Raw genomic sequence first — 22,426 nt, 5'->3', positions numbered from 1 at the left:
TAATAGTCTAACCTCTTTGGAACAAGCATAAGATTGTTCTGAGGAGGTTTTTATATGAGAAGGCATCGGATGGGATTTAAGGGAAGAAATTCACCACCTCCATCGAGATATATTTTAATGATTTCATTTATATTGGTTATTGTTATTACGTATTTTAGTCTTGAATTTATTGACGAAAAGATTACTCCAGTTATAGTTGATACCGCAGAGGTTAAAGTTGATGAATTTGCAACGAGGGGGATCAATTCTGCTGTTAAATTTGCTGAAGAGTATACATTTAATGATATTGCTCAAATAGTAAAAACTGAAGATGGTTATATATCGGGAGTGAGCTGGAATCCATCCGTGGTAAATAAAATTAATCGAGCAGCTACCGATCGTGTAGAAGAATTTTTTCATAGTATGAATCGTGGAACTCCACCACAGTATAGTGATCCTCTAGGGGAACCAGAGTTTTATGGTGATACTGTGGATGAATTAGTTGACCGTGATCCAACGGTGATTGAAATTCCAATCGGTCAAGCGACAGGGAATTCAATATTAGCAAACCTGGGACCTAGAATTCCTGTAAACTTAGAGCTTGTAGGCGCTGTCCGAACACAATTGATTGAAGAGGTGGAACAGTTAAATATAAATAATGTATTTGTTTCACTTTATGTGCTAGTTGAAGCCGATGTCCAAGTAGTGATTCCTTTTACTTCTAAAGTTACAACCGTAGATACCAAAATCTTAATTGATAAAAGCTTGGTAATGGGGGAAGTTCCAGATTTCTATGGTGGTTCTGGAGGTAATCCATCCATCGCAGTTCCGAAAAAGGACTTGCAAGACGAAGAGTAATATAGTATAGTAGATTCATAATTTAATAGAACCTTATCTGATCGGTGAGGTAGAGGCGCAAATAAGATGATTAGTCAATATGAGGATGACAACTGTGATTATTGATGAAAGGCTTGTTTGCCGAAGCATAATAAGGGTCAAACTTATTATCTGCTGGGGTGTCTTTGAATAAGAGGCACACTGTCATGCTAACGTGCATGGAGGACTACAGATCGTGATGGATGATAACGTATATGCATAAGCAATGATAGGTTATTTTCTATCGTTGCTTTTTTGTGTGGAAAAAATATTTTTCCTATAAAGCGTATCTCCATGAACGTATAGCAAAAACTAATTACAACAATGGAGGTAGCGTAAATGGAAGGAACAATTTTTTCACTTATCCCAGCAATTATCATGTTAGTGTTAGTATTGCTAACGAGAAAGGTATTACTTTCCCTAGGAATTGGAATTATCGTTGGGGCTTTATTTATTCATGATTTCAATATCTTAAAAAGTATTAAAGAAATTTGGAATGTATTTATTGGGATTTTTGTATCGGACGAAGCTCTTAATACTGGTGAGATTCAACTGATTGGATTCTTGTTATTATTAGGTATTATGACTGCTTTTCTTCAAGCGTCTGGTGGAAGTAAGGCATTTGGGGATTGGATGATTTCAAAAATTAAAACACGACGTGGTGCACAGCTCATGGCTCCCATTTTCGGTATCATTATTTTTATCGATGATTACTTTAATGCTTTAGCAGTTGGTCAAATTGCAAGACCGATTACAGACCGTTACAATATCTCTCGTGCAAAACTTGCTTATTATATCGATTCTACGTCTGCGCCGGTAACTGTTATTGCGCCAGTGTCTAGTTGGGGTGCTTACTTAATTGGTTTGATAGGTGCGTTAGTAACGATGATTGGTCTACATCCATTAGAAGCATTTATCAAGATGATTCCATATAACTTCTATGCTATAGGTGCAATACTATTAGTATTCCTAGTTGCATTTTTTGATATAAATATTGGACCAATGAAAAAGCATGAAGATAGAGCAATTGAAACTGGTGAGGTCATTCCTAAAGGAAAAACGGTACCTGGTGATTTATCGAATGCATTTGAACCAAGTAAAAATGGAAAGGTCCTTCATTTAGTAGTTCCAATTATTGTCTTGTTAATTACCACTGTTGGATTAATGTTCCTTACTGGAGCACTTGCAAGTGGCGATACTGTAACATTATTCTCGATTTTCGAGAATACTAATGTAAATTTCTCCTTGTTTTATGGTGGTGTAGCAGCGGTAATTACATCGTTAATTCTATACCTTACTCAAGGAAAGCATAATGTGAAAACCAGTCTTGTATTTATAGAGGGTATTAAAGCAATGTTACCGGCAATCTATATATTAATATTAGCGTGGATGATTGGCTCGATTATTTCTGCATTACAAACTGGTGAATACTTAGCTCAGTTAGTAGAAAATATGAATATTGGGACTGGATTTTTACCGGTTATTTTCTTTATCATTTCGGGCTTTATGGCATTAGCGACAGGAACATCTTGGGGAACATTCGGTATAATGCTGCCAATAGCTGCAAATATTATGTCCATTGCAGATCCGTCATTAATTATTCCTTCTCTAGCTGCTGTTTTAGCTGGTGCAGTGTTTGGCGATCATGTATCACCAATTTCTGATACAACAGTTCTTTCATCAACTGGGGCGGGTGCGAATCATATTGATCACGTATTAACACAACTTCCTTATGCTCTTACCGTTGCAGCAGCTTCTGCTGTTGGGTACCTTATCGTTGGATTAACAAATTCTTTACTATTTGGTTTACTAGTAACACTAATTATTATTGTTGCAACCGCAATTCTTGTTTCTAGGTTTAATAAAAACTAAATAATTATTTTTAACATATGGTCTGACTTTTTTTATACAACAAATAGTAAGTTACTAATACTAAATGTTGTTAAAGAAAGGTCAGACCCTTCTTTTAATTGTAAAGATTCACTATTTATTAAAAAATCAAAAAATACTTTGACATAAGAAATAAGTACCGTTATAATACAGACAAGTTCAGTAATTTCAGAATACTTAGTAAGTGATGGTATGAAATTGCACAAAGGATAATATTATCCTATCAAAGCTTATTACAAACTTTACATATTGTAATAAGAGAAAAACTAAGGGGAGGTCTTGTAATGGAAACACGTTCTCAGTGGGGAACAAGAGCAGGTTTTATTTTTGCTGCGGTTGGATCTGCCATCGGTCTAGGAAATATTTGGCGATTTCCAGCTGTGGCCTATGAAAATGGTGGGGGAGCATTCTTAATTCCGTACTTATTTGCTTTATTAACTGCAGGGATACCAATTCTAATCTTGGAATTTACAATGGGTCATAAGTATCGTGGGTCTGCACCTCTAACTTATAGGAGGATGAATAAGAAAACGGAAGGTATTGGATGGTGGGCTGTCTTAGTTGCCTTTGTTATTTCAACTTACTATTCCGTTATTATTGCCTGGGCAATGTCTTACTCTGTATTTTCATTCAATTTGAATTGGGGAGATGACACAGAAGGATTCTTGTTTGGTGATTATTTGCAGGCTTCTGATGCAGGGGAAATAGGAAGTCTTGTACCGGGGGTACTTATTCCTCTTATCTTAGTTTGGGTTGTAACATTAGGTATCTTATTTAAAGGTGTCAAAAAAGGTATAGAGATTGCAAACCGAATTTTTATTCCAGCACTGGTTGTTATTTTCTTAATTATTGTTATTCGAGCAATTACATTACCAGGGGCTATGGAGGGCTTAGAAGCATTCTTTACACCAGATTTTAGTAAAATCTTAGATCCGGATGTTTGGGTTGCAGCATATGGGCAAATCTTCTTCAGTCTATCAATTGCTTTTGCGATTATGATTACGTATTCAAGTTATTTACCTAAAAAATCCGATTTAACTAATAATGCATTTATCACTGGATTTGGTAACTCTAGTTTCGAAATTCTTGCAGGTATTGGGGTATTTGGTATTTTAGGGTTTATGGCAGCACAACAGGGTGTACCAGTTAGTGAAGTAGTTTCTTCTGGCGTGGGCTTAGCATTTGTAGTATTCCCACAAATCATTAACCAATTCCCTGGCTTGAATGAGTTATTCGGATTCTTATTCTTTGCATCACTTGTTTTGGCTGGTTTAACATCATTAATGTCGATTACGGAGACTTATGTTGCTGGATTAGTTGATAAATTTAAAATCTCTCGTGCGAAAGCTGTTGCATTTGGTGGAGGATTAGCAGCAATTATTTCACTTTTATTTGCAACACAAGGTGGAATTAATTTCTTAGATGCAGCTGATTATTTCATTAACCAGTTTGGAGTAGCTTTATTAGGACTTGTTGAAGTTATCTTAATTGCATGGATTCTAAGGGAAGTTAAAAACCTGAAAGATCATGCAAATGAAATTTCAGATATAAAGCTAGGGGCCTGGTGGACTGTAAGCTTATCTGTAATTACTCCAATTGTATTAGGTTTTATGATGTATCAATTATTGATGCAAAATATATTAAAACAATTTGAAACTGATACAGGGAACTATTCAAATTATCCAGATGCATTCATTCTTTGGGGTGGATGGGCGGTAGCCATTGGGGCACTAGTTGTAGGTATTTTGATGGCATTTACAAAATGGAAAAAGCCTTCAGTGGATGAAGAAGATTCTTATAAAAAGGAGGCATAATAAGATGGCGTGGATCTTTTTTATGATACTATCTATTGTAATTGTTTGGGGAGGTTTAATAGCAAGTATATGGTGGGCTGTTAAAAAAGGAAAAGAAGCAAATTAACTAAATAAGAAGACTGTCTTAGTTATTCCTAGGACAGTCTTCTTTTATTTTATTTTATTTCTTACTCTTCGCCATTCTTTCCCACTTTCTTAAATATGGATAGGGATCAAATGACCACTCACTATACCCATTATCCTTATACATTCCATAATGTAAATGTGGTGGGAATTTTCCAGAGGTACCCGGTGGTCCATATCCAGTAGAGCCAACACTTCCAATTACGTCACCAGGTTGTACAATTTGGCCAACTTTAATTCCTTCCTTGTAGCCACTTAAATGTGCGTAGTAATGGTAGATATTAAAAATATCTCGAATACCTATTCTCCATCCTCCGTACAAGTTCCACCCTTTTAGTTCTACTACCCCGTATGTTGTGGAATGCACTGGTGTTCCATAATCAGCGAATATATCTGTTCCTTCATGAATTCGATTTCCACCAAATCCCCGACGGTCGCCCCAAGTATTTCGGAAACTATAATTATAATTAATAGCAACTGGGAAATCACGATCCGTTAAATTAATATGATTAAATTTCTTAAATACAAGCGCCGTGTTTTTAATTGTTTGAACCGTTAAATCTCTTTTATAGTAATTCCATAGAGCGATTTTAAAATCTTCTTCTGATTGGCCAAATTCCTTTATTATGGAGGCCATTGTTAATAGTATATCCTCACCATTACTGGGATCAGCTTTATAATCCCCATTTCCGTCTTTACCTTTTCCGTTAAATAGCACAATACTATTTGTATCCATGGAGTTATTTCCAGCTCCATACCAAATTTCTGTAGGAATTCTAATTGATATGACTTGATCTTCTTTTAAATCCTTATTTATTTGTCTTTCATATTGATCAACGGCTGCAATAAAGTACCATGGAATTTCAGTAATCGCTTCTGTTTTTTTATATAGGGACATTCGTTTATCAACTATACTTTCTTCGCTTTCTTCAGCTGTAACAGGTACTGGAAGAATATATAGAATTACAAATAGTAGTAGATATGAAAAATAGCTTTTAAACATCATTTTATTCACCTCTCTTTTGGCAAATAGGATTACAAATTTTTCCCATGTAAGAATTGGATTAGTAATCATCTTAGCTTATTAAAAGGAATTGGACTAACAGATGATTGTTAGTCCGCCATGTCCTGGTCCTTACTATTTTTCGTCCCTTGTGGTGACTTTTTCATTTGGGAGATAATTTGATCTAAAGTATTTTCATAATTGTTATTTTGAGTAGATGAGTTGTGCAAGCTTTGAATGTCTGGGATTAATGTTTCATTATCAGTAACATAGACGTGATAAAAGCCAGGCATGATGGAGGCAGCTGTTTTATTAGCAATATCTGCCGCGATATTCTGATCAAGGTCCTCATCATGTTCGTATGCTATTAGCACTTCTTCATCAGTCACCAAAGTTGCCACTCTGTTAAACCCTTCATTTCTAAGGATAATTTTTGCAATCATATCAGCCAATTGAACTTTGTCAATGGAAACAGCATGGTGTTCCTCAGAATCGATATTAAGTTGGTCTCTTGTATAATTTACATATCCTAATTTATTATCAAGATTAGATGTATTTTGGATTTTATTCTCTCGATTTGGATCTAATTGGTCTAGAATCTGTTCTTGCTCTCCTGAAGAGTTATCAGTATGAGCACATGCTGTTAAAACTAAGCCAAGGACTAGAATGCTTAATACTTTATACATTTCCTTATTCCTCCTAATAAGTTACAAATACGTTAGTTATAGTTTGTAATAAACATTAGAAATCATGCGTAAAAAAACAGAATAGCTGATATTGGTAAAAGTATGGTAAACTATAGACAATGTATGAGGGGTGAGTTTTTGTGATAGAACTATTTGGAAAAAATTACGAGTTAATTGAAAATGTTAAAGACGGTTTTCAACAAAAAGCCCTAGAGGACCGGTATTCTGATATTTTAAAGAAATATGATTTTATTGTTGGAGATTGGGGCTATGAACAGCTTAGGCTTAAAGGCTTTTATCTCGACCATAATTCAAAGGCATCAGAAGACTCGAAAATTAGTGCACTTGATGATTATATTTATGAATATTGTAATTTTGGTTGTGCATATTTTGTTTTACAAAAAAAGGATTAATTAAGGGGGAGACAGACCGCCAACTTATCTATAAAGCTTTATTATAAGGTTGGTGCCTGTCCCCTTAATCCGGTGCACCATATCGTACTAATCCTCTTGTTCTGGGTTCACATCATCTGGATGGTCGTGTAGTGGATGAGCCCCGTCAATTTGTCTCGGTAAATCTTCATGCAATTCCTTGTAAGGATAAACAAATGCACTTTGTCTCCGCTGCCCATCCTCCCATGGCGTTGATTTGCTTTTTACAGGTTCTTCCTTATTCATAGTAGAACCAAACGCCCCTTCTGGAAATTCCTCAGGTATTAGATAATTCTTTTGATTACGTACATTAGAAAAATCAGAGAACTTTTTTTTATCATCTTTACTCATTTATTCCTCAACCCTTTCTATCTTTATCCTTTCCGTTGCATGAAAATATTACTATTCCATTTGTTGGTTTTAAGAGGTATCTGTGTTCATTCTTGTACATGGTTTTGTGATATGATAAAGATGTAAAAGTAAAATTGGGGGTATTTGTCATGTATTTTGTGGATAGAAAAAAAGTTGAGGTTACATTAAAGTTTGTTGAGAATTTATTGAAAGAATATAAAGAATTAAAAGTAGAATCGTTCCATGAAAAACTTGCTCTAGAGAGGCTTTCCCAACTATTGATTGAATCAATTATTGATGTAGGGAATATGATGATTGATGGATTTATAATGCGAGATCCTGGTAGCTATGAGGATATTATCGATATTTTAGAAGATGAAAGGGTTATTCCTGAGTCAGAAAGTCATTCATATAAAGAGGTTATTGGGCTCCGAAAGATGCTTGTCAAGGACTATTTACATATTTATCATGAAAAATTAAAACTTGTATTAGATGAAAGTTATTCCGAACTTATACAATTTACAACTCGTATTCGAGAATATTTAAATAATGAAATCGGAGTTGCTAATGCATTTACTAAGGAATAAGGAGTACATATGTTGAAGGAATATAAAGGTTATTTAATTGACTTAGATGGAACTGTATATCGTGGAAATGAAGTAATTGAAGAGGCGCCAAATTTTATTAATGAGTTAAAAAGTCGTGATATTCCATATTTGTTTCTAACTAATAACTCTTCCAAAACACAGAAACAAGTATCTGAAAAGCTCACAAAGTTGGGAATCGATGCTAAGCCAGAAGATATTTTTACATCTAGTATGGCAACTGCTAAATATATTAAGCAAAATTATCCTGATGCACTTTGTTATTGTATTGGGGAAGAGGGATTACATGATGCTTTCGTACGAGAGGGCATTACAGTCACTGATGAGATTGATTGTGATGTAGTGGTTACAGGAATTGATCGAGATATTACGTATGAAAAATTAGCTAAAGCATGTCTTGCAGTGCGAAATGGTGCTATTTTTATTTCAACAAATAGTGATAATGCACTTCCAACTGAACGTGGTTTTCTGCCTGGAAATGGTGCATTTACTTCTGTGATTTCTGTTAGTACAGGAGTAAAACCGCAGTTTATTGGTAAGCCAGAACCTATTATTGTTAAAGAGGCTCTACAAGTTCTTGGTACAGAAGAAAAAAATACAATATTAGTTGGTGATAATTATAATACTGATATTCTAGCAGGCATAAACTCGAGGCTAGACACCTTAATGGTCTTTACTGGAGTAACTCCTTTTGAAGAATATGAATTTTTACCAGAAAAACCAACCTATTTTATAAACAATCTTAGTGAATGGATAAAGAAATAGAGTAAAGGGAGGTCCCTTTACTCTATTTTGCATCTTCTGCAGCATGGGCAAGTCTACTGGAAGCAGCTGCTGCAATGGCTCCTACAATATCATCTAAAAATGTGTGGCATTCTCCAGTTGATTTATCATTCAGTCTCTGTAAAATACCAGGTTTTTGTTTATCAATATAACCATAATTGGTAAATCCAATCGAGCCATATACGTTTACGATAGAAAATGCAATGATTTCGTCAACACCATATAATCCCTCATCAATTTCAATGGTTGTTTGTAATGGTTCTTCTAGCATTTTTTTCTCTGCTAATTTATCCAATTGAATTCCTGTAAGGATTGCATTTTGAACTTCTCTTTTTTCTAATACACGGTCCACATTATACAGACAATCATCCATACTTAGACTCTCATGATACTTTGATTGTAAGTAGTAAACGAGTTCAGCGATATCTTTTAAGGTTACTCCTCTCTCTACTAATAATTCTCTCGCTTTTTGTTCCAATTCACTTTGCTTCAACTTTTTATCCATGTTTATCACCGTTTCTCCTTTTTAGGTAAAGATTGGGTAATTTTTTCATACATTTATAGTAATGGTGTGTGGGAGGGAAATATGATGAAAGAATTACTTTTAGTAAATTACAATATTCATGCTACGGAACGTGTAAGTATAAACGGAAGAGAAGGATTCCGAGATAATGATTATTACTATTTTATCATTTCCTCTTCAAACAAGGAAATGATTCATTTAGAGCAAGCAGCACTTGCTTATTATCTTGCCGAAATTGGATACAAACATACTGCAATTCCTGTACCAACAAGGGAAAATAATTGGTTTGCAGAAAAAGATAAAAATCATTATATGGTGTTTCGGGTTTCAACAGTACAAACTGATCGCCAACAATCCCATGGAAAAAGCTTGGCAACGTTTCATAATAAAAGCGCTACATATAGTTATGAACCAAAAGAAATTTCAAGCTACGGATCATGGAAAGAATTATGGATTAAAAAGTTAACGGCCTTTGAACAAAAAGTTGAACAGGAAGCATCATCTTATCAAAATAAGTATTATCGATTATTGGTTGATGTTTTTCCTTATATCATTGGGTTGAGTGAAAATGCTATCCAATATTTACAGGAAAGTGAAACGGACAAACGTTTCCATCAAGGTGATCAAGGCGTATTTGCTTTTCAAAGGTATAAACAAAATTTACTAAGCCCAGTAATTTGGACGAATGAACTAGTTTATGACCATCCAACCCGAGATCTAGCGGAATATATAAGATATCAATTTCTAACGAATGATTTTAATCTAGAAAGTTTAAAACTATTTCTTAGCGATTATCAAGAAACCAGGCCATTATCTATTTTTGGCTGGAGATTATTATATGCTCGTTTAATCTACCCGATTCACCTTTTTGATTTTATTGAGGAAGGTTTCAGTAATCAGAATATTGATGGACTTCATATGGAGTTGAAACAGTTGATAAAGCAACAGCGACATTATGAAAAGAGGCTAGGGCAGTTGTTTGATTTGTTAGATGTTGACTTTAGGGAGTATGATTTGCCTATTTTAAAGTGGTTGTAAATTAACTAGGGTTCTAGTAAGATAGCCAAAATAAAAAAGCAGGCAACATTTAGTTGTCTGCTTAAGTCATTGTATAGTTAAAATACTTGTTCTATTTCCTTAACACCTGGTACTTCAGCCATTAATGCACGCTCGATACCTGCTTTTAATGTAATTGTTGAGCTCGGGCAGTTTCCACATGCACCCATCAGACGAAGAAGTACAATGCCTTCATCATCAACATCAACTAATTCAACATCTCCACCGTCACGAAGTAAAAATGGGCGTAATTTGTTTAATACTTCTTGTACTTGTTCACGCATTATCCATCTTCTCCTTTCCTATTCTCATTATAAAGGTGTAGCCTTAAAAAATCTATTCTTTATTTTACTCGTGGGAAAGTATTAAACTTTCGCTACATAATAAGTAAAACTAACAAATTCACTAAAAGAAGAGTGAATGTAAGTTTGCCCAATATGGATTTTGAACCAATTATGTTATCTCTTAAATTGTAGTCATTATTATTTTATCTTTATACTAAGATTTTGTAAAATAAAAGAAACTAATAATTTTGGGGAGGGGCGTTTTAAATGAACGATAAAGAAATCTTAATAACGGTGTATGGTGCAGAACAAATTTGTGCTAGTTGTGTCGGTGCTCCGGGTTCTAAGGATACTTATGAATGGATTCAGGCTGCAATATCACGAAAATATGAATCTGATCGAATTAGTTATCTATATATTGATATAAATCAACTACAGGAAGAAGAAAAACATAAAGAGTTTGTGGAAAGAATAGCAGAAGAGGATCTATTTTATCCAATCATTTTTGTCAATAACGACATGGTGGCAGAAGGGATTCCACGTTTAAAAACCATCTATAAAGCATTAGAACAGCGAAATGTGCAGTTATTAGAAAAAATGAAGTGAGGGAATTTAAAATGGAAATACCTTTCACCAAGATGCATGCCTTAGGTAATAATTATATATACCTTGATTTATTTAAGTTTAAACTAGAGGAAGAGATATTATCCGATGTTACAGTGAAAGTTTCCAATGTTAGTACTGGCATAGGTTCTGATGGTATGATTCTAATTCATCCGACTAAAAATGCAGAAGTTGGAATGCGTATATTTAATAAAGATGGATCAGAAGGAATGAATTGTGGTAATGGGCTCAGGTGTACTGCCAGATATGCTTACGAAACAGAGATTGTAACTCAAAAACAATTTCGAATAGAGACTAAGTCAGGAATTGTTCATGCTGAAGTTATAGTTGATGATGATAAAGTTAAGGATGTTACTATTGACATGGGGAAACCAAGATTAAGACGCTCGAATATTCCGATGGTTGGAGAGGACTTGGAACAAGTGGTTAATGAACCGTTTGAAATAAATGGCCATAATCTAAATGTAACTACTGTTTCTATGGGAAATCCTCATGCAGTCTTTTTTGTTCATGATATCGAGGAAGCTCCACTTTATGAATTAGGTGAAACGATTGAAAAGGACCTTCGTTTTCCAGAAAGAGTAAATGTAGAGTTTGTAGAAGTGGTTAATGAGAATGAACTGAACTTTCGAGTATGGGAACGTGGTTCAGGTATTACAGAGGCGTGTGGCACCGGTGCGTGTGCAGCAGTCGTTGCAGCAACTTTAAATAATTATATTAGAAAGAATACATTAATAACAGTTCACCTGCAAGGTGGAGATCTATTTATAAAATGGGATGAAGATGGTTCAGTATGGATGACCGGGGAGGCCAAGGTTATTGCAACTGGTTCCTATTATTATGAAACTTTAAATCCTAATGGTTGAAAACAGATTAGATCCGTATGTATACTAGTTATAATAAGAGCATGTATTTAGGAGGAATTAAGATGGTTATATCGCTAACAGATAATGCTAGTCTCCAAATAAAAGAAATGATGAAGGATGAATCAGGTAGTGCACGCCTTCGCTTTGGTGTAAAAGGTGGAGGGTGTAGCGGATTATCTTATTCCCTTGGTTTTGATGAAGAACTTAATGAAGAGTTGGATCTCGTGCAGGTTATTAACGGAATTCCAGTGATTATCCATAAACCAGATATCCCTGTAATTGAGGGAACAACAATTGATTTTAAACAAAATTTAATGGGTGGCGGATTTAGTATTGATAATCCAAATGCCGTTTTATCTTGTGGATGTGGTTCATCGTTCCGTACAAAGGAAACGGTGGGTGCACCTGAAAAATGTTAATGATAAAAGCATGGATAGGGACTTAATCATCCTATCCATGCTTTTTTGTTTTCTGAACATTACCTGTAAAGTCTGTGAAAAATATCATATATCAAAAAAACATTACAACGATTTAATGGTACTCACTATTCAAACATACTAGTAGAATGCTTTGGTTGTACTCTTGCTTTTGGATCAATATATTGCTTAGCATTGTTGATAGCGGTCGGGCCTTCACCAAATCCTGTTGCGATTAATTTAATTTTTCCAGGGAAAGTGCAGATATCACCAGCTGCATAGATTCCAGGAATAGTTGTTTCCATTTTCGTGTTAACAACAATACTATTTTTTTCTATTTCTAGTCCCCAGTCTTTAATTGGACCTAATGATGAAATAAAGCCGTAATTACAGATGACATCATCTATTTCTAGATCCATTTTTCTATCACCTTTTACTTCTTCTAATGAAATCTTATCTATTTTATTAGAAGTAACAATATCACTTGGAGCAAATGGTGTAATAACATCCACGTTAGAATTCATTAACTTCTCGACACTATGTTCATGAGCTCTAAACTCATTACGACGGTGGATTAAGTATACTTTCTCCGCGATTGGTTCTAGCATCATTGCCCAATCAACAGCCGAATCTCCGCCACCTAGGATAGCGACCTTTTTATCTTTAAAGCGGTTCATATCCTTTACGTAATAATGAAGATTAATTCCTTCAAATTCTTCGGAATTATTGATATTTAACCTTCGAGGTTGGAAGGCACCGTTTCCTGCTGTTATGATGATTGTTTTTGTATAATGAACGTCACCTGTGTTAGAAGTTAATTTAAAGGATTGGTCTTCTAATCGTTCTACCGTTTCAATGGATTGCCCTAATACAATTGTGGGATCAAACATTTTAGCTTGTTCTTCTAAATTATCTATTAATTCTTGTGCTCGTATCTTTGGAAAGCCAGCAATATCATATATATACTTTTCTGGATATAGGGCCGTTAATTGCCCACCAGTATGTGGTAAACTTTCAATAATTTTAACACTTGCTTGACGCATGCCGCCATAGAATGCTGTGAATAAACCGGCTGGTCCCGCGCCAATAATGGTAACATCGAATACTTTGTCCGACATAAATGAAAACCTCCTTAGAAAAAAATACCACTAATATAGTAACACAAAAAGCCAACACTTGTAATTTATCAGTCTTTAGGATGGGAAGTATTTCAAGTAATTTTTAGGCTTGAAAATTCTAGTTAAAAGGTCTATTATATAGGATGGACAACATATTACAGTTATGTGACATTTATTTAAAGAGTAGTTTTTATCTTTTTTTATCTATATTCGTGAAAAATGTCACATACACGATAATAAAATAATAAATTTAAAAGATGGATGTGATGATGAATGAAGAAGCCTAACATCGTTGTTTTGGGTGCTGGCTACGGAGGAATCATGACTACTGTTAAATTACAGAAGTCGCTAGGTGCAAACGAAGCAAACATTACACTAGTTAATAAGAATGACTATCATTACCAAACTACATGGTTACATGAAGTTTCAGCTGGAACAGTTCATCAAGATCAAGCTAGAATTTCAATTAAAGATGTTATCAAGCAAAACCGAGTTAACTTTGTTCAAGACACTGTTCTTGAAATTAATCCTAAAGAGAATAAAGTTAAACTTGAAAATGGTGAATTAGAGTATGATTACCTTGTTATTGGTTTAGGATTTGAATCAGCAACATTCGGTATTCCAGGGCTTGAAGAAAATGCATTCATGATCAATGATATTAACTCTTCTCGTTTAATTAGAGAACATTTAGAATACAACTTTGCACAATATCATCAGGATAAGAATCCTGCTCGCCTAAACATTGTTGTTGGTGGTGGCGGATTTACTGGAATTGAGTTTGTTGGTGAATTAGCTAATAAGGTTCCAGAGCTATGTAAGGAATATGATATTGATAAATCTCTTGTACGAATTATAAATGTAGAAGGTGCACCAACTGTACTTCCTGGATTTGATCCAGAACTAATAGAATATGCTATGAACTCACTTGAAGCTCGTGGTGTGGAATTTGTTACAGGTGCATTGTTAAAAGAGGCTAAAGCCGATGGTGTTGTCTATGAAAAAGATGGTAAGTTAAATGAAGTTTCAACTTTAACAACTATTTGGGCTGCTGGTGTTAAAGCTAGTTCAGTAGTAGCAGATTCTGGATTTGAACATAATCGTGGAAAGATTCAGGTTCGTCCTGACATGCGTTCTCCTGAATATGATAATGTATTTGTTATTGGAGATTGTGCATTAATTATGAACGAAGAGAGTGGAAGACCATTCCCTCCAACTGCACAAATAGCAATTCAACAATCTGCAACTGTTGCACATAATGTTACTGCACTTGTTAAAGGCCAAGAACATTTAGAAGGTTTCGAGTATAAACCACTAGGTACATTAGCTTCACTAGGCCACAACGATGCTATGGGTGTTGTATTTGGTGATAAGAAACTATTTGGCTGGAAAGCAACATTCATGAAGAAGATGTCTGATAACCGTTACCTATTAAAACTAGGTGGAGTTGGACTATTGCTTAAAAAAGGTAAATTTAATTTCTTTTATTAAGTCTTTCGAATAATCATATAAGAATAAGGAGCAAAGACCGTACCCTAGTCTTTGCTTTTTTATTGAAATCCTTATAGAATTAGGTTGTGCGAAAGTGAATTAACAAAGGAGAATACATACATTGATTCAATTAATTGTTTCTGTTATCTTATTTTTTGTCATATTTTTTGGTATTGCTTTTATCTTAAATATGCTACTTAGAAAAACATGGTTAATGGCGTTTGTTTATCCATTCATTGTACTATTTATTGTCGATAAGATTCCGATGGGTGACTATTTCACGTCTCCTGGTGAGTCAATTTCTAAAGCTTTTTCAGAGTTGTTCTCGATAAATGGTTGGGATATTGTAATATTAACATCTGGATTTTTAGGCACTATCGTTTCTGGTATTGTAATTAAATTTTTACGAAAAAGTGGTTATCAAATGTTTTAATTTAAATCTTTATAAATTAGATTTCTATCTAATATGCATAAAATCTTACTAGATTGGAAATGATGACACCCAGAGAGGTGTTGTTATTTGAAAATCAGTAACATTTTACGAAGAATTGGCATGACAAGCCTGTTTTTACTAGCATTCTGGGCAACATTATCAAGTATTTCAAATGTTACCTATGCTGATTTTGGGTTAATGCTAAAGAAAGATCATAACGTATCTGCAAATGTTTTTTATGCCGGACAAGCAGAATATAGAAAGATAGCTTTACAGGAAAAAGAATTTAAAGTGCTAAAAAAGCAAAAGAAATACATTTCTAGTGAACAAATAGAAGGACCTAAAACAGTTGAAGAAGTTATTAATATAGACAACTACCCGAAGGCTACAGTAGTGGCAACTGGATACACCGCTGGGGTAGAATCAACTGGCAAAACATCAGATCACCCTCAATATGGAATTACGTACTCTGGTGTGAAAGTAAAGCGGGACCTATATTCTACAATCGCAGCAGATTTAACTGTTTATCCAGTTGGTACCATTATGTGGATTCCGGATTATGGGTTCGGTGTTGTGGCCGATAAGGGTGGCGCTATCAATGGGAATAAAATAGACTTATATTTTCATTCTATTGAAGATGTCTATTCCCAGTGGGGAAAACGTGAAGTGGATGTTTATATAATTGAAAAAGGGAATGGCGTACTCACAGAGGAAGCTCTTCTTAATCTTAATGAGAATAAAGCACTTCAAGTATTTCGGGAACAAATGAATAAGAGCTAATCATATGTAAAGAGAGGTAAGCAAACAAGCTTCCTCTCTTTTTTTATAGCTATTTTCAAAAAAAATGTTAATTACACATTGTATAAAGTGCGCAGTGGCAAGGACTATGATTTCCCGAATTGGTCAGATGATTTGTATGATCGGGCCTATGATTTCCCAAATTGGTCGCATGAGCTGTCTGCGAGGGCCCATGATTTCTCGAATCGGTCGCATGTTCTGACTGTGAGGGCTTATGTTTACCAGAATCGGTCGCATGTTCTGACTGTGAGACCTATGATTTCCCGAATCGGTCACATGTTCTGGCTGTGAGGGCTCATGTTTTCCCGAATTGGTCACATGCTCAGTATAAGAGGGCTCATGTTTTCCTGATTTTGTTGCATGGTCTTGCGCGCTCTTAGACCTTAACAGCGGAAAACTGTATTTTTATAGGAAAATTTCAGCTAAAAAATGTTTACAGTAGTTACTGCGCAGTTTTCATCAACTGTGATAATAATAACCATCAAACTTTTAGAAAAACATCTTTTTTAATAAAGTTGAAAAAGTATGATTGCGACTAATATTCCTGTTATTGCTCCAAAAAAGACTTCTATTGGTTTATGTCCAAGTAATTCTTTTAATTGCTCTCTTCTTTCGTATGTTTCTTTATTCTCCCAGTTTTTTGCTCCATCAATAAATAATTGAAAATCTCCAACTAATTGATTAAGAACGGTTGCATGTTTTCCAGCTTGTCTACGTACTCCAGAAGCATCATACATGGTTATAACGCTAAATACGGCAGCTACAGCAAATAAGGTTGATCCAAATCCCTCTATTATGCCAATTGCTGTTGATAGTGCAGATACTGCCGCTGAATGGCTACTAGGCATACCACCAGTACTAAACGCTAGACCAGGTAAGAATTCTCTCGTTGCAATAAAATGAATCGGTATTTTGACAACCTGTGCAAAGATAATTGCTGCAAGTGCTGCTGTAATTGGAAAGTTTGAAAAAAGTGCCATGATGTATTTTCCTTTCGGTTAGTTTTCTAATTATAGTTGCTATTTTAGCATAGACTGGACTGCAAGCGATATGAATAACTTGTAAAGATACTATGGAATTTCTATGGATTAGCATAATTTAGCAGCATCTCATAATAGCATTGTAACAATATATAATCTCTTTGTGCAGATACATAGGCGTTAATTTAATCGCTAATTGGTATGTCAATTCTCACCTTTATTAAAACTTAATGGTCGATGTTATTTTATGTTAGAATATAATTAAAAGTTTTGAAAATTACATTCTCCAACTCCCTAGATAGATTTCAATTTTTCATAAATGCTAACAGGGTTGTTTAGTAAAAGAAGGATTGTTATTCAGTAGGAAGAATTGTAGAAGTAAGGTTATATTCAATTAAAGGAGAAAATGATGAATTATATTCAATTACTTAGAAGTGTTATTGGTACAAGACCAATTATTGCTCCTGGTTCAGCAATAATTGTGATAAATAATGAGAATGAATTATTATTACAATTACGTTCAGACACACACGATTGGGGAATCCCTGGCGGGGGTATGGAGTTAGGGGATAGCTTTGAAGAGACAGCCATAAAAGAGTTGTATGAAGAAACAGGACTTATTACAAATCACTTGGAAATATTAGGAGTAGCTTCAGGTAAGGAATTTTATTATAAATTTCCTCATGGAGACGAGATATATAATGCTACTGTTATATTCAAGGCTTTGGATGTAACTGGAAAAATAAATAAAGATCAAGAAAGTTTGGAGTTAGCTTACTTTCCCTTAGATTCTTTACCAAATTTAAACTATACGTCCAAAAAAATATTAGAAAAGATTGGGTACATAAAGTAATGGTGTTAGATAAAATGAATGGAAACAGTATCGAGTTAACATTTCTGTAATAAATGTAGTTTGAAAATGATAAGTTTATGAAGAAGTGTACGTAAAATATAGGCGACAATAGTCAAACCATTGATCATCCTAATGATGGTCTTTATTTTGAGAATTTGTTTCCGAATATTGTGCTAATAGCAAAAAAAGATATGCATTATTTGTACAATAAGATTTTGTGAACGGGGCAGGGTAATCCAGAAAGCCGGATTTGTTTTAAGATTTAAAAACCATAAGAAGGAAGTATTTATGATGTCAAATCACGAAAACGAAGAAGTTCTAACTGGAGGGAATGTCTCTACTGTTTATCGATTGGGTGATACTGTTCGACGAAACTTAAAAGCAGATAGTCCCCAAATTCATAAGTTATTAAAACATCTGGAGAATAAAGATTTCAACTATGCACCAAAATTATTGGGGATTGATGGAATAGGGCGAGAAATATTAACCTTTATTGAGGGAGAAGCTGGGAATTATCCGTTAAAAGAATATATGTGGTCTAATAATGTCTTAATAGAAATTGCGAAAATGCTCCGTCAATATCATGATTCTGTGAGTGATTTTTCATTTGATGATAGCTGGGAACCACTAGATAACACTCCTCACCCGTATGAGATACTTTGTCATAATGATTTTGCAATATACAACATTATTTTTAATCGTGAAAAACCAACAGGGATCATTGATTTTGATGTTGCTGGTCCTGGTCCCAGACTTTGGGACATAGCCTATACTCTATACACTTGCGTCCCCTTAAGCAGAGTTTATCATTCTGAAGCAGGTGAGGCTGTTTATTATAATTCTTTAAAGCATGTTGGCCGTATTAAACAAAGGATTAAATTGTTTTTTGAATTCTACGGTGAGGAGATAGAAAATGATTATTTGGAAATGGTATTGCTGCGATTAGAAGGATTATGTAAAACTATTAAAAGAAAAGCAAGTGAAGGTGACATTGCTTTTCAAAAGATGATAGATGAAGGGCATATTGAACATTATCAAGAGGATATTAAATTCATTAGGGAACATGGAAAAGAGTGGATTTAAAGGGAAGGTTTTGTTGAATGTATGCATTAGTAAAAAAATTTGGTTATTGTCTTAAGTGGTAGATTAGTTCAATAAGGAATAGGAGGATTTATTTATGATAAAAATTTGTAAAGCAAATCCTGTTCACGTTGAAGGAATAGGAAAAGTTTGTAGAGAAGGCTATTGGGCAACGTACAGTGATATTTACTCAAAGGAGTATATCGAGACAGTAATAAAGGATTATTATAATAATGAAAGAATATTAAACGAGGTTACATATTCATCTAAGGAATGGGGAGGATATTTTGTTGCTGTGGAAAATGATGTAGTCTTAGGTGCTGGTGGAGGTGGAATGATTAGTGATACCTCTGGTGAACTTTTTGTCCTGTATTTAAATCCTAATAGACGGAACGAGGGAATAGGCACTCTATTCTTAATGACATAACTAGCCAACAAAAAGAATGCGGTGCTTTAGGCCAGTGGGTTTCTGTTCAAAAAGGAAATCAAAAAGGAATTCCTTTTTAAGTGAAAGGAAAACTTTTGCTTTTAAATTTGAATTATCATTTTTGGATTTACGGGTGGAAGTATAAAGAGTGGGGGAGTGGGAATGGAAAATATAAAAAACAAAAATGTGATTTTCGAATGGATCAAGGCATTCTTTATAGCGATTGTTATAGCTTTTATTATTCGGACCTTTTTATTTACTCCAGTTGTTGTTAATGGCTATTCAATGGAACCTACTTTGCAAAATAAAGAACGGATGATTGTAACAAAAATAGGGGAACCTGAAAGATTTGATATCGTCGTATTTCATAAATCAGAGAGCGAGGATTACATAAAACGTGTGATTGGATTACCAGGAGACCATATTGAGTATAGAGATGACACTTTATATATTAATGGTATACCTTATGATGAACCGTATTTAGACGAACTTAAAGAAATAATTGTGGATGGATCTCTAACCGATTCATTTACCTTACAAGAAACACCAATTGGTAGTGATATAGTTCCAGAAGGACATTTGTTCGTCATGGGTGATAATAGAAGAGATAGTACAGATAGTCGTCATCTGGGAGCTATTCCAATGGAAAAGATAATAGGAACAACAAATATTGTTTATTTCCCTATTAAAGAAATAAAGATTATCAGTAAGTAGATTTTAACTAATGATAGCTTCAATTATGTTATCATCCTCTTTATTTTATAATAACGGGGTATACATGCAAAATTAGTAACTTCGTTCGAAGATGTTGTCATAGAGGAAAAATATTTGATATCATTTACTGATAAGAAGCCAATTTTACCAAATAGTGATATAGAGTTAATAAAAGAATAGCTCTTTGAAATAACTTATGCCTTACTAATACTAGGAGAATTGAATTATGATAAAACATTGCTGTGTTGATATGGACTTTCATGCAAATTTTAAGTGTGATATTCATGAAAATCCATTTGACTGCCCTGATAAAATAATTATATTTGATATGAAAGATAGAGACTACGGTTTGATAATTCATGATGGTGGTTCTTCAAGAATAGGAATTGCTTTCTGTCCGTGGTGTGGGTCAAAATTATAATCAAAAGGCTTGAGGTAAATTGCCCTCAAGCCTTTTTGTACTGTTTATAATATTAAATTTATATCTAAATTATTGGTTAATTGACCTAAGATTTTGGTTTTTCTCCGCAATGACTGAATTAAATTAATAAAGCAATCCTATTTAATGGCTGCTTCTAAAGCAATTTCCATCATTTCATTGAATGTTGTTTGACGCTCTTCAGAGGTTGTCTCTTCACCAGTGATAATATGGTCAGATACAGTTAAAACAGAAAGAGCTTGACGGTCAAACTTAGCTGCAAGTGTGTATAATGCTGTAGTTTCCATTTCAATTGCTAATACTTTATATTTCGCAAGTAACTCATTAACCTCAGCAGCATTATCACGATAGAAAGTATCACTAGTAAATACATTTCCTACGCGAATTTTCATTCCTTTTTCTGTTCCCACTTCATATGCTTTCCGTAATAAATCAAAGTCAGCTAATGGTGCGTAATCGATACCGTTAAAGATAAGTTGATTCATTCTAGAATCTGTTGTAGAACCTTGTGCTAAAATAACATCGCGAACGTTTACATCCTTTTGAATTGCACCACAAGTACCAACGCGAATTAGTTTTTGAACATCATAACTTTGAATTAATTCATTGACATAAATTGAAATAGATGGAACACCCATTCCTGTGCCTTGGACAGATACCTTTTCACCTTTATATGTACCAGTGAATCCATACATTCCACGAACTTGATTATATTGAGATACATCCTCTAGGAAAGTTTCAGCGATGTATTTCGCCCTTAGTGGATCTCCTGGAAGTAATATTTTATCTGCAATTTCACCTTTTTTAGCTCCAATATGTACACTCATATGATTTCCTCCTAGTTAAGCTAATATAATCATTAAGTTATCATAACAGCTATTTAAAAACAAACAATAATTCATTTGCATTTTAGTTTTCTTTAACGTAGAAATTAGTTATAATAAAAGTAAGTTCATTTATTCACGAATTATTTTCTGTATAATTGAAGCAAAAGTACATAAAATTTGTACTAGCAAAACTTACGTTGGAAGGATGAAATGAAAATGAAAGAACAAACATTCAATATTACTGCAGATACAGGTGTACACGCTCGCCCAGCTACTTTATTAGTTAATAAAGCTGGTCAATATCAATCTGAGATTGAGTTAACTTACAATGAAAAAACAGTTAACCTTAAGTCTATCATGGGTGTTATGTCACTAGGAATTCCTAAGGGTGCTGATATTAAAGTTTCAGCTACTGGTAGTGACGAAGAAGAAGCAATCCAAGGTATTTCTGAAGTAATTAAAGAAAACTTAGGTAAATAATTTAAAAGGCTGTCTGAGATAATTATCCAGACAGCCTTTTGTTTAATAATATCGTCCTAGGTAATAACTTTCTTCTACTATCTTTAGAGCCTTTAACGCTTCTTTGTTATACGGGGTAGTTTTGGATTCCAATTGTTTTCGATAATTCTCTACGGCAGATTTGAGTGATTTTCCGTAATCTGGTAATTCGTCGGAATAGGAATGGACAACACTTTTTAAAACATTTACTTTCTCAAATTGAGCTAAAGCCTTTCGTTCATGAAATAGGACATTCTCTACTTGTTTAGGATGGTGTAGATCACCTTGCATTGGATGTTTCATTACAGCTAGAACTTTAACTAAGTATTTATCATTTCTATCTTCGATTAGTTCTCCAATATAAATACCTGATTTACTTGGTACTTGTACTCTATCTCCTAATGAAAACTCACTCATATAGCTAACTCCTTTATATAATTTCTGTAAGACTTATATTCATT

The 22,426-nt window shown here is 34.2% G+C and carries 29 protein-coding genes and 1 riboswitch; of the genes, 20 read left to right on the top strand and 9 right to left on the bottom strand.

The window, feature by feature from the left end; genetic code table 11:
* Nucleotides 1–54: 54 nt before the first annotated feature.
* From yunB to K332_RS23935, 4 genes are all read left to right on the top strand, one after another.
* Complete coding sequence (gene yunB, locus K332_RS0108200) at nucleotides 55–837, top strand: sporulation protein YunB (protein ID WP_026907013.1); 783 nt, start codon at nucleotides 55–57, stop codon at nucleotides 835–837.
* A gap of 42 nt (nucleotides 838–879) precedes the next feature.
* Nucleotides 880–1,053: riboswitch (Lysine riboswitch) on the top strand.
* A gap of 141 nt (nucleotides 1,054–1,194) precedes the next feature.
* Nucleotides 1,195–2,727, top strand: coding sequence for a Na+/H+ antiporter NhaC family protein (locus tag K332_RS0108195; RefSeq protein ID WP_026907012.1), 1,533 nt, complete (start codon nucleotides 1,195–1,197; stop codon nucleotides 2,725–2,727).
* Nucleotides 2,728–3,029: 302 nt separating this feature from the next.
* The gene (locus K332_RS0108190) at nucleotides 3,030–4,559 is read left to right on the top strand and encodes a sodium-dependent transporter (RefSeq protein ID WP_026907011.1); all 1,530 of its coding nucleotides are present in this window, start codon (nucleotides 3,030–3,032) and stop codon (nucleotides 4,557–4,559) included.
* A gap of 4 nt (nucleotides 4,560–4,563) precedes the next feature.
* Nucleotides 4,564–4,665: a MetS family NSS transporter small subunit gene (locus tag K332_RS23935; protein ID WP_156914169.1), complete on the top strand. Its 102-nt coding sequence runs from the start codon at nucleotides 4,564–4,566 to the stop codon at nucleotides 4,663–4,665.
* A gap of 54 nt (nucleotides 4,666–4,719) precedes the next feature.
* Here the strand turns inward: K332_RS23935 and K332_RS0108180 are convergent, their stop codons facing one another.
* Both K332_RS0108180 and K332_RS0108175 read right to left on the bottom strand, forming a co-directional pair.
* Nucleotides 4,720–5,685 (bottom strand): M23 family metallopeptidase, encoded by a 966-nt coding sequence (locus K332_RS0108180; RefSeq protein WP_425414450.1) that lies wholly within the window; start codon nucleotides 5,683–5,685, stop codon nucleotides 4,720–4,722.
* A 110-nt stretch (nucleotides 5,686–5,795) separates the two neighbouring features.
* The gene (locus K332_RS0108175) at nucleotides 5,796–6,371 is read right to left on the bottom strand and encodes a YhcN/YlaJ family sporulation lipoprotein (protein WP_026907009.1); all 576 of its coding nucleotides are present in this window, start codon (nucleotides 6,369–6,371) and stop codon (nucleotides 5,796–5,798) included.
* Nucleotides 6,372–6,511: 140 nt separating this feature from the next.
* On the opposite strand from K332_RS0108175, the gene K332_RS0108170 reads away from it, so the two are divergent.
* Nucleotides 6,512–6,784: a YutD family protein gene (locus tag K332_RS0108170; protein ID WP_026907008.1), complete on the top strand. Its 273-nt coding sequence runs from the start codon at nucleotides 6,512–6,514 to the stop codon at nucleotides 6,782–6,784.
* Nucleotides 6,785–6,871: 87 nt separating this feature from the next.
* On the opposite strand, the gene K332_RS0108165 is transcribed toward K332_RS0108170, so the two are convergent.
* The gene (locus tag K332_RS0108165; RefSeq protein ID WP_026907007.1) at nucleotides 6,872–7,153 is read right to left on the bottom strand and encodes a hypothetical protein; all 282 of its coding nucleotides are present in this window, start codon (nucleotides 7,151–7,153) and stop codon (nucleotides 6,872–6,874) included.
* Between the two features lie 149 nt (nucleotides 7,154–7,302).
* Here K332_RS0108165 and hepT point away from each other — a divergent pair, with 149 nt between their 5' ends.
* Together hepT and K332_RS0108155 are read left to right on the top strand one after the other, a co-directional pair.
* A complete protein-coding gene (gene hepT / locus K332_RS0108160) occupies nucleotides 7,303–7,740 on the top strand; it encodes a type VII toxin-antitoxin system HepT family RNase toxin (RefSeq protein WP_026907006.1) in 438 nt (145 codons plus the stop codon).
* A 9-nt stretch (nucleotides 7,741–7,749) separates the two neighbouring features.
* A complete protein-coding gene (locus tag K332_RS0108155; RefSeq protein ID WP_036688457.1) occupies nucleotides 7,750–8,523 on the top strand; it encodes a TIGR01457 family HAD-type hydrolase in 774 nt (257 codons plus the stop codon).
* A gap of 22 nt (nucleotides 8,524–8,545) precedes the next feature.
* On the opposite strand, the gene K332_RS0108150 is transcribed toward K332_RS0108155, so the two are convergent.
* Nucleotides 8,546–9,046 carry a phosphatidylglycerophosphatase A family protein gene (locus K332_RS0108150; RefSeq protein ID WP_026907004.1) on the bottom strand — a complete coding sequence of 167 codons (501 nt, stop codon included), beginning with the start codon at nucleotides 9,044–9,046 and terminating at the stop codon, nucleotides 8,546–8,548.
* Between the two features lie 84 nt (nucleotides 9,047–9,130).
* On the opposite strand from K332_RS0108150, the gene K332_RS0108145 reads away from it, so the two are divergent.
* Complete coding sequence (locus tag K332_RS0108145; RefSeq protein ID WP_026907003.1) at nucleotides 9,131–10,102, top strand: protein kinase family protein; 972 nt, start codon at nucleotides 9,131–9,133, stop codon at nucleotides 10,100–10,102.
* 77 nt (nucleotides 10,103–10,179) lie between these two features.
* On the opposite strand, the gene K332_RS0108140 is transcribed toward K332_RS0108145, so the two are convergent.
* Entirely contained in the window at nucleotides 10,180–10,404 is a 225-nt protein-coding gene (locus K332_RS0108140; protein WP_026907002.1) for a NifU family protein, read from the bottom strand.
* Nucleotides 10,405–10,671: 267 nt separating this feature from the next.
* On the opposite strand from K332_RS0108140, the gene K332_RS0108135 reads away from it, so the two are divergent.
* The 3 genes from K332_RS0108135 to K332_RS0108125 all read left to right on the top strand — a co-directional run bounded on the left by K332_RS0108135 (nucleotide 10,672) and on the right by K332_RS0108125 (nucleotide 12,313).
* Entirely contained in the window at nucleotides 10,672–11,010 is a 339-nt protein-coding gene (locus K332_RS0108135) for a YuzD family protein (RefSeq protein ID WP_026907001.1), read from the top strand.
* Nucleotides 11,011–11,021: 11 nt separating this feature from the next.
* The gene (dapF, locus tag K332_RS0108130) at nucleotides 11,022–11,894 is read left to right on the top strand and encodes a diaminopimelate epimerase (protein ID WP_026907000.1); all 873 of its coding nucleotides are present in this window, start codon (nucleotides 11,022–11,024) and stop codon (nucleotides 11,892–11,894) included.
* Nucleotides 11,895–11,956: 62 nt separating this feature from the next.
* A complete protein-coding gene (locus tag K332_RS0108125) occupies nucleotides 11,957–12,313 on the top strand; it encodes a HesB/IscA family protein (protein WP_026906999.1) in 357 nt (118 codons plus the stop codon).
* A gap of 125 nt (nucleotides 12,314–12,438) precedes the next feature.
* On the opposite strand, the gene K332_RS0108120 is transcribed toward K332_RS0108125, so the two are convergent.
* Entirely contained in the window at nucleotides 12,439–13,428 is a 990-nt protein-coding gene (locus tag K332_RS0108120; protein WP_026906998.1) for an NAD(P)/FAD-dependent oxidoreductase, read from the bottom strand.
* Between the two features lie 273 nt (nucleotides 13,429–13,701).
* Here K332_RS0108120 and K332_RS0108115 point away from each other — a divergent pair, with 273 nt between their 5' ends.
* From K332_RS0108115 to K332_RS0108105, 3 genes are all read left to right on the top strand, one after another.
* Nucleotides 13,702–14,916: an NAD(P)/FAD-dependent oxidoreductase gene (locus tag K332_RS0108115; RefSeq protein ID WP_026906997.1), complete on the top strand. Its 1,215-nt coding sequence runs from the start codon at nucleotides 13,702–13,704 to the stop codon at nucleotides 14,914–14,916.
* Nucleotides 14,917–15,037: 121 nt separating this feature from the next.
* On the top strand, nucleotides 15,038–15,349 hold the full coding sequence (locus K332_RS0108110; RefSeq protein WP_026906996.1) for a YuiB family protein: 312 nt from the start codon (nucleotides 15,038–15,040) through the stop codon (nucleotides 15,347–15,349).
* A gap of 87 nt (nucleotides 15,350–15,436) precedes the next feature.
* Entirely contained in the window at nucleotides 15,437–16,129 is a 693-nt protein-coding gene (locus K332_RS0108105) for a 3D domain-containing protein (RefSeq protein WP_026906995.1), read from the top strand.
* A gap of 524 nt (nucleotides 16,130–16,653) precedes the next feature.
* Here K332_RS0108105 and K332_RS0108100 read toward each other — a convergent pair.
* Nucleotides 16,654–17,127, bottom strand: a complete 474-nt coding sequence (locus tag K332_RS0108100; RefSeq protein WP_026906994.1) for a divergent PAP2 family protein — start codon at nucleotides 17,125–17,127, stop codon at nucleotides 16,654–16,656.
* Between the two features lie 409 nt (nucleotides 17,128–17,536).
* Between K332_RS0108100 and K332_RS0108095 the strand changes: the two genes are divergently transcribed.
* The 5 genes from K332_RS0108095 to K332_RS0108075 all read left to right on the top strand — a co-directional run bounded on the left by K332_RS0108095 (nucleotide 17,537) and on the right by K332_RS0108075 (nucleotide 20,622).
* Nucleotides 17,537–17,980: an NUDIX hydrolase gene (locus K332_RS0108095; RefSeq protein ID WP_026906993.1), complete on the top strand. Its 444-nt coding sequence runs from the start codon at nucleotides 17,537–17,539 to the stop codon at nucleotides 17,978–17,980.
* A gap of 291 nt (nucleotides 17,981–18,271) precedes the next feature.
* A complete protein-coding gene (locus K332_RS0108090) occupies nucleotides 18,272–19,063 on the top strand; it encodes an aminoglycoside phosphotransferase family protein (RefSeq protein WP_026906992.1) in 792 nt (263 codons plus the stop codon).
* A gap of 94 nt (nucleotides 19,064–19,157) precedes the next feature.
* Nucleotides 19,158–19,487 carry a GNAT family N-acetyltransferase gene (locus K332_RS22195; RefSeq protein WP_342665449.1) on the top strand — a complete coding sequence of 110 codons (330 nt, stop codon included), beginning with the start codon at nucleotides 19,158–19,160 and terminating at the stop codon, nucleotides 19,485–19,487.
* A gap of 162 nt (nucleotides 19,488–19,649) precedes the next feature.
* Nucleotides 19,650–20,201 carry a signal peptidase I gene (gene lepB / locus K332_RS0108080; protein WP_026906991.1) on the top strand — a complete coding sequence of 184 codons (552 nt, stop codon included), beginning with the start codon at nucleotides 19,650–19,652 and terminating at the stop codon, nucleotides 20,199–20,201.
* 226 nt (nucleotides 20,202–20,427) lie between these two features.
* Complete coding sequence (locus tag K332_RS0108075; RefSeq protein ID WP_026906990.1) at nucleotides 20,428–20,622, top strand: DUF6980 family protein; 195 nt, start codon at nucleotides 20,428–20,430, stop codon at nucleotides 20,620–20,622.
* Between the two features lie 137 nt (nucleotides 20,623–20,759).
* On the opposite strand, the gene deoD is transcribed toward K332_RS0108075, so the two are convergent.
* The gene (gene deoD / locus K332_RS0108070; RefSeq protein WP_026906989.1) at nucleotides 20,760–21,467 is read right to left on the bottom strand and encodes a purine-nucleoside phosphorylase; all 708 of its coding nucleotides are present in this window, start codon (nucleotides 21,465–21,467) and stop codon (nucleotides 20,760–20,762) included.
* Between the two features lie 216 nt (nucleotides 21,468–21,683).
* Here deoD and K332_RS0108065 point away from each other — a divergent pair, with 216 nt between their 5' ends.
* Nucleotides 21,684–21,947, top strand: coding sequence for a phosphocarrier protein HPr (locus K332_RS0108065; protein WP_026906988.1), 264 nt, complete (start codon nucleotides 21,684–21,686; stop codon nucleotides 21,945–21,947).
* Nucleotides 21,948–21,989: 42 nt separating this feature from the next.
* Here K332_RS0108065 and kapB read toward each other — a convergent pair whose 3' ends face one another.
* Nucleotides 21,990–22,382, bottom strand: coding sequence for a kinase-associated lipoprotein KapB (gene kapB / locus K332_RS0108060; protein ID WP_026906987.1), 393 nt, complete (start codon nucleotides 22,380–22,382; stop codon nucleotides 21,990–21,992).
* Between the last annotated feature and the right edge of the window lie 44 nt (nucleotides 22,383–22,426).

Source organism: Paucisalibacillus globulus DSM 18846, from assembly GCF_000482485.1.
GTDB lineage: Bacteria > Bacillota > Bacilli > Bacillales > Amphibacillaceae > Ornithinibacillus > Ornithinibacillus globulus.
The sequence above is the reverse complement of the archived record's forward strand: the minus strand, read 5'-3'. Positions and strand labels throughout refer to the sequence as shown.